Annotated in this window: 5 protein-coding genes and 1 pseudogene; 2 read left to right on the top strand and 4 right to left on the bottom strand. The window is 28.5% G+C overall.

Translation table 4 applies throughout. The annotated features are described in order from the left end of the window. Positions 1–32: 32 nt before the first annotated feature. Together P695_RS0104550 and P695_RS0104555 are read right to left on the bottom strand one after the other, a co-directional pair. On the bottom strand, positions 33–779 hold the full coding sequence (locus P695_RS0104550) for a DDE-type integrase/transposase/recombinase (RefSeq protein ID WP_028126637.1): 747 nt from the start codon (positions 777–779) through the stop codon (positions 33–35). A gap of 89 nt (positions 780–868) precedes the next feature. After that, positions 869–1,168, bottom strand: a complete 300-nt coding sequence (locus P695_RS0104555) for a transposase (protein WP_028126638.1) — start codon at positions 1,166–1,168, stop codon at positions 869–871. 263 nt (positions 1,169–1,431) lie between these two features. Here P695_RS0104555 and P695_RS0104560 point away from each other — a divergent pair, with 263 nt between their 5' ends. Further along, complete coding sequence (locus tag P695_RS0104560; protein WP_028127053.1) at positions 1,432–1,857, top strand: type II toxin-antitoxin system PemK/MazF family toxin; 426 nt, start codon at positions 1,432–1,434, stop codon at positions 1,855–1,857. Positions 1,858–2,117: 260 nt separating this feature from the next. On the opposite strand, the gene P695_RS0104565 is transcribed toward P695_RS0104560, so the two are convergent. Further along, positions 2,118–4,784 (bottom strand): PTS glucose transporter subunit IIA, encoded by a 2,667-nt coding sequence (locus tag P695_RS0104565; protein ID WP_028127054.1) that lies wholly within the window; start codon positions 4,782–4,784, stop codon positions 2,118–2,120. Between the two features lie 104 nt (positions 4,785–4,888). On the opposite strand from P695_RS0104565, the pseudogene P695_RS06420 reads away from it, so the two are divergent. Further along, positions 4,889–6,000 (top strand): annotated as a pseudogene (locus P695_RS06420) (IS256 family transposase). 144 nt (positions 6,001–6,144) lie between these two features. On the opposite strand, the gene P695_RS0104580 reads toward P695_RS06420, so the two are convergent. Further along, positions 6,145–6,900, bottom strand: coding sequence for a hypothetical protein (locus tag P695_RS0104580; protein WP_028127056.1), 756 nt, complete (start codon positions 6,898–6,900; stop codon positions 6,145–6,147). Between the last annotated feature and the right edge of the window lie 176 nt (positions 6,901–7,076).

Consider the following 7,076-nt stretch of genomic DNA (forward strand, 5'->3'; position numbering starts at 1 on the left):
TGTAGGGTACCCTTTTTCGGGACACACATATTTTACAACAGTGTAATCCGTTTATTATTGTAAAAATTACAATAATGTTTTAAATTGAGTGAATATTCATCTAAAGTTGTATAAACATGACTTTCTTTTAAGGCTTCTCTCTTTAAAGTGCTTCAAAAACCTTCGATAAAACCATTGTCAGTTGACTTACCAACTCTTGACATACTTGGTTTGAAACCAAATCAAGTTAGGATTAATCAATATTGATATGATTTAAATTCAGACCCATTATCTGAATGAATAATAGAATTTTTTTTAAATGAACCAAATTCATCAACCATTTTTAAAAAGGATTCCATTACTAATTCCATACCTTTGTATGGCTTAGTAACCACACCAAAGACTTTCTTTTGTTTAATATGATAAAAAGCACATGTGTATCATTTTTCTTTTCCATAGTTTACTTCAGTAATATCAGTTGAAAAGACATCACCAAATTTTGTTAAATCCATTTTTGGTTTAATAATTTGCTTATATTTGCCTTCTTGTTCTGGAATTGGTGACTTTTCTTTTTTAGGAGGATGTGAATTATTAGGTTTTAAATTATAGAAAATCATGTATCTACGAGCTTTTTTGACACTTATACCTAATTCTTTAGCAATTCTTTTAGGCCCATATGTATTACCACTATCTTTAAATTCTTGATCAATTTTCAAGACCAATTCGTAGTTAATACAACGATTTATAGGTTTATTTTCTTTTAATCAACGATAATAAACTGTTTTGGAAAGTCCAAACAATTGGCACAATGTTCTAATTGGAAGTTCCTTTTTTTCAATGTAAAAGTTTGTGATGACTATACATTTATAAATATTTAGCTCTCATTTATTTACTTTTTTTTATCAATTTCTCTTTTTAAAAGGCGAAATAATTCTTGTCTAGTTTCTAGTTCTAAGTTTGCTCGTTTTAATTTCTTGATTTCCTTTTCTAACTCTTTAATTTTTTGGTCTTCTACTTTTTTAGTTCCTGATAAACCCTCAGAACCAAATTTATCATATTGTTGCACTCATTTTGAAAATGCTTGATAAGTGACGTTGTATGGAACCACAAAATGGCGCATTTCTAGCTTAGAATTTTTAAATTCTAAAATCATATTTTCTTTTTCTATTGGACTGTATTGTCTATTCATAATAAAAACCTCTTTCGTTACATATAATTTTACAATCACTTTATTGTGATTTAAATTATGTGTCCCGAAAAAGGGAACCTTACAAAACATTATTTACAATTAAAAATATTGTAGAAAATATTGTATTTATCTAAAAAAAGATATATAAACTTAGTAAGGAACAAACAATTATCTATCGTCTGTAATCCTTACTTAGCCCTAGAGGCACGTAGTCCCCACTTTCAAAGTGGGGAAGTTTTTTTTAAAAAAGGAGAAGTAAAGCCATGGATGTTAATCCAAAATTTAAATACAAAAAATTTGATTTTATACAAATAAGAAAGCTACACTCAAACATTATTTTTGAAGAAATTAAAAACGGTAAAATTCATTTAAATTTTTCTGATTCCAAATATATCAAACCAAGACCAGCATTAATCTTGAAAGAAATTAAAGGTACATACATTGTTATTCCATTGACTTCTCGGCCATTAATAAATGAAAACTCACAACTACATAAATTACTAAGATATGAATTAAAAATAAAAAATTTAAAAAAATCATATTTGATGTTTGACTCAATTTTAAGATTAACAAAATCACAAATTGATGGTCTATATAAATTAGGCAATAAATCCATAAACATAAGTGGTGGCGCAAAGAAGCATATATTGTCAGTGGCGATCGAAAAATATACTCAAATTTTTTCCTAAAACAATCATCACAACAAAGTGTTTATTATAATTCTTGATTTACTAGTTTATCAAATTCCAAATTATGTAACAAAAATGAGTTAAATATGTTTGGTGTTGTAATGATAAAAAGCATCAAAGAGATGCTTTTTATCACTTTTTTATAATTAGGTAAACTTAACAAAAATTGCTATCACATAAAAGTTAACTGTAGCCCCCCTAACTATTTGGATTTGCTAAATTTTAATGTGTTTTAGTTTTTAAACAAATACTATTTGCAATTATTTATTTGCTTTCAATGCTAATTTCTTTTCTTTGTTTAGTGTTGAAATTTCTTTTGAAAATTTCATTTCAGCATCATCAAAGTCATCTAGTCGGTAAGCAATTCTTAAAGAGTTTAAAATTGATTTGTAACGACGATTAATTGCATCTTTTTCAAGATCATTTAAAGCTTTCATTTTGTTAATCACTTTTTGATATTTATCATATAAATTATTTTGGAACTCATAAACAAATGTGTCATTGATTTGACCATATATTTTATTCTTTTCATCTTTTAATAATTTAATTTTATTTTCAAAAGGCTCGATATCATATTTGGCATACAACAATTCAGCTTTTTTATCTTGGTTTCTTTGTAATAATTTTTTACCACGTAAAACAAATTTATCTTTATGAACAATCATTTTAGTTTCAGCATGAGTTAGTTGATCTTGTGCTTTATTCATTTTTTGATACAACTTTTCAATAGTTTTTAGTTTTTTTTCATCTTCTTTAGAAATTAAAGCAGAAATAGCAGTTAGATCGTTTGCTAATTTTTGTGCTTGTGCTTCATCAATGTAGTTTTTAGCTAATAAATATTTAACAAATAATTTATCATTTTTAACTAACTGTTTCTTTTCAGAAACTCTTTCTTTGTACATCAAAATAGTTAAACCAATTCCTAAACCAATAGAAATACCATCACAAAGAATTAAAAATAACCCATTTTTTAGTCCATCTAAATAACCAAGATCACTAGCATTTGCTCCAAACCCACTTTGACTTGAAAAGTAACCAATAATTTCAAAAATTCCTAGTCCAGAACCAACACGTCCTGTGATTTCTAAAATTCCAGCAATCATACAAGCAATGAAGGCGGCAACTACCCCAGCAAATAAAGGGCGTCTTTTTGGTAAGTTAATTCCAAAAAGAATTGGTTCAGTAATACCAAAGACACCAGCAATAGCAAAACTATTGGCATCACGTCTTGTGGCAGCATTTTTAGTAACGATAGATACCCCAAGCACAGCACCGAATTGTGATCAAACAGCAATGTGTGAAACAGCATTGAAGTGACCAAATCCAGAATTACTAATTGCATCAACCATAAATAAGATACCAATAGCTGGGTGCGCACCAAACAACACAGCAGGTTGTCAAATAGCACCAATAATTCCAATACCAATTCCAATTGGGGCTTTAGCTAGGAAGTAAAAGATAATTCCTAAAACTTTTTCTAAATAGAACCACATTGGTCCAAAAACAAAGAACCCAGGAACTGCAGATAGACCAATAACAATGAATCATCTAAAAGTTAATTCTACTTGTGGTGGAATTCATGTAATTACTCAATTATCAATTTTTTTAGCTAAATAAATTGTTGCAATAACCACAAAGATTTTAGTGTATTGTGGTCCAATTGCAAAGACGTTAATTGGCAAGACACCAGCTCCCGGAATTCCATCAATTACTGGAATTCCAGAATTTAAAGCTCCACCTTGGAATAAGACCCAAGTCATTCCTTGTTTAATTGGGCCTCCACCATTTGGTCCAAACATTAGTGGTGAACATAATACAAGACCTAAAGCGACTGCCATTGGTCGATTAAAATCAAAATAATTACCAGCATTGTATGCGACAATTATCCCCATAAAAATTAGAGAAGATTTACTAATCACAAATAATGTGATTCAACCAACATTGGTTTGATTAGTGATGTTCCCGCTAATAACTTCTGGGGGAACAACCCCAATTGATTCATAACTCAAGATTCCTAAAATAGCTTGAAATAATCCAAAACCAATAAAGGCAGGAATCATTGGCACCATAATCCCACTAAACATCGCAAGGAATTTTAGATGCCATGGCAAAGCATTTTTGGATTTATTCGTAATTAAATTACTATTCCCTTCACGATTTAATAAGACAACTTGGTCTTTGACTTTGTAGACATCTTGGCCAATAATGATTTGTAGTTGTTTACCATTTCAAACCATGCCTTTGACAAGTTCTACTTTCTTAATACCATCAACATCAACTTGATCAACATCTTTAACTTTGAATCTTAATCGAGTCATACAGTTGAATACTTCATCATAGTTATTTGGTCCACCAACTAACTTGTTAATTTTTTTAGCAACTTTACGATAGGTGTTGTCTTCACTAAAAAAATCTTTAAAGTTTTGTACCACTTTAACTTTTTTTTCGACTGTTTCAATTAGTGTAAATTCACCAACCAATTCACCTCTTTTAACTTTTTTTGATTTATTTAATAAATCAAATTTAAATTGTTTGTCACCACCATCAATTGTGATTGGACAAAAAGCATTTAATCCAGATTTTTCAATCATTGCAATATCGGTTTTAACAATTTTTGTTTCGAGAGAAACGTTTTGATTTAATTGAACTTCAACTTCAAAAGGTAGACCATTTAAAGAAACTGTATCTAAACCAATATGCATTAAAATATTTGAACCATTTTGTTCAAAAAAGAATGCATGTTTAGTATCAGTAATTAAACTTATCTTACCTTTATCAATTGGTGAATAAAAAATAACTTCTTTATTTTTTTCTGGCTTAATAAAAAAACCATCACCAAGCATTTTTTCGCTAAAAACACCATCATTAAGGTTTTCAATCAAATCAATTTCCCCATCAATAGGGGCGTAAACAGAAATTTTTTCCATCTTTTTACTTCCTTCCTCGAAATTATTATAGTATTGGTATTAAATGATTACTTTTGCAATACAACAAAAGAAAATACTTGTTAAAAACGAAAGTGTTAAATGTAATTTTTTATAAAAAAATTAGCAAAGATTCTTTTGAACAAGGTCTAGATCTAATATTAGAAAATGAAAAAGATTTTTCAAAAATCTTTAATGAAGATGGGCTTTTTAAAAAGCTAACAAAAAGAATTGTCGAAAGAGCTTTCAACACTGAAATGGATGCTCATTTAGGATATGAAAAATATAACTGCAAGACAGATGAAAATAACTATCGCAATGAAACAAGCTTCAAAACAATTTTGACTGAAAATGGTGAAATTGATTTAGTCATTTCAAGAGATTGTCATAGTGATTTTGAACCCATGTTCATTCCCAAACATCAACGCCGATTTGAAGGTTTGGTAAAAAATAATTTTAATGATGTATGCTCGGGGAGCGCCATTATCAGACATTAAAGCACAATTAAAAGAACTTTATCAAGTTGATATTAGTCCAACTTTAATTAGTCAAATTACTGATCGTCTATATCGAACTAGGCATAAATATAAACGGGTTAAAAAACGTTTTAGGGCTTTGAATAAGCGAAAACGAAGGTGCCAAATTTTGATTAAATAATTTCACCGATTTTAAAAATCGTGGAGTTGGTGATATTCTAGTTGCATGCAGTAATAATTTAAAAGGTTTTGGCGATGTCATCAGAACAGTTTTTCTAGCAACAGCTCATCAATTATGCATTATTCATCAAATTCTCAATAGTTAAAAATTTGTTTCTTATAAACATGCAAAAGAATTAACAAGTGATTTAAAAAAGATCTACCAATAAATCAATGAAGAAGGGGTCCAATTGGTGCTTGCTTGATTTTGTGAAACTTAGATTCTCAGTATTTCTACATTTTCAAATTATGAAAAAATAATTGAGATAATTTGGTTTTATTTTTACAATTTCCACCCGAAATTCGTCACATTCTTTACGCCACCAATGCCATCGAATCTTTGAATGGACAATTAATAAAATTTACTAAAAATAAACGTATTTTTCCTAATGATAATGCTGTCTTTAAAACATTCTATTTGGCTATCAAAAACATTGAAAAAATGAGCTATGCAACCTCAAAATTGAAGATCTGCATTAGCCCATTTTTACATAATGTTTGAAGGGAGGGTCGTATTTGAATAATGAGTAAAAAGGAATTTACACAAAAATCGGTAAAGACCCCCAAAAAGTGGAAAGAGAATTCTTCCACCTATAAATTTAAAATTTGAAACCATTTTTTGTGACATTTATATTTACTGATTGACACTGATTTAAATTACTGTGAAATTATTTTTTAAAACTTTTAAAAGCTATATATAACAAGTATGACAAACCAAGAATTCAAATTATTATTATCACAATAGCTACAACCATTTCAACTATTGTTAAATCAATAAAGCCAATAACACAACTATAAAACATATATAGACACCCAAATGGTGTTAATACTTCGAGGTAATAATATTGAGGAATTAGTTTTTGCAATGGAATTGTAATTCCGGAAATTAAGATAATTATAAAAAATATCAACATCGACAAAGGAATTGCATCATTTACAGAGTTAATTAAAGCACCAATTATGATAGCAATAATAAAAGCAAAAGTATATGAAATAAAACCAAATGAAATTAGCATTAAAACTGTTTTATAATCAATTGAGATCTTAAAACCTAAAGTGGAAACTAAAAATAAGAGTACGGAGACAAGGCCAAACATAATCAAATTGACAAAATATAATGCTCTTGTATATTTTCAAATTGCACCTTTAATAATTAAATAATGTTTAATTCTTTTTTCAACTTTATCCGAACAAAGATAAATACTAATTGGAATTATTGTACTACTTAAAGAAACTAATAAAATAATCCCCATTAGTCCATAGACTAAAAAATCTTGTCCAAGTAAAAGACCTAAAATAATCATTAAAGTTATTGGGAAAACCACGCTAAAAATTCAGTTGGGTCTGTAAAGAATTTTGTGTAAATTCCAAAACACACGATTAACTTTGTAGTAAGTTAATAATGAAGAATGGAGATAACACATGAAAAAACAACCAAAAGATTCTTTCGAACAAGGTCTAGACCTAATACTTGAAAATGAAAAGATTTTTCAAAAATTTTTAATGAAGATGGGCTATTTAAAAAGCTAACAAAAAGAATTGTTGAAAGGGCTTTAAATACTGAAATGGATGCCTATTTAGGGTATGAAAAATATAACCG

This window comes from Williamsoniiplasma lucivorax ATCC 49196 (assembly GCF_000518285.1).
Classification (GTDB): domain Bacteria; phylum Bacillota_I; class Bacilli_A; order Mycoplasmatales; family Mycoplasmataceae; genus Williamsoniiplasma; species Williamsoniiplasma lucivorax.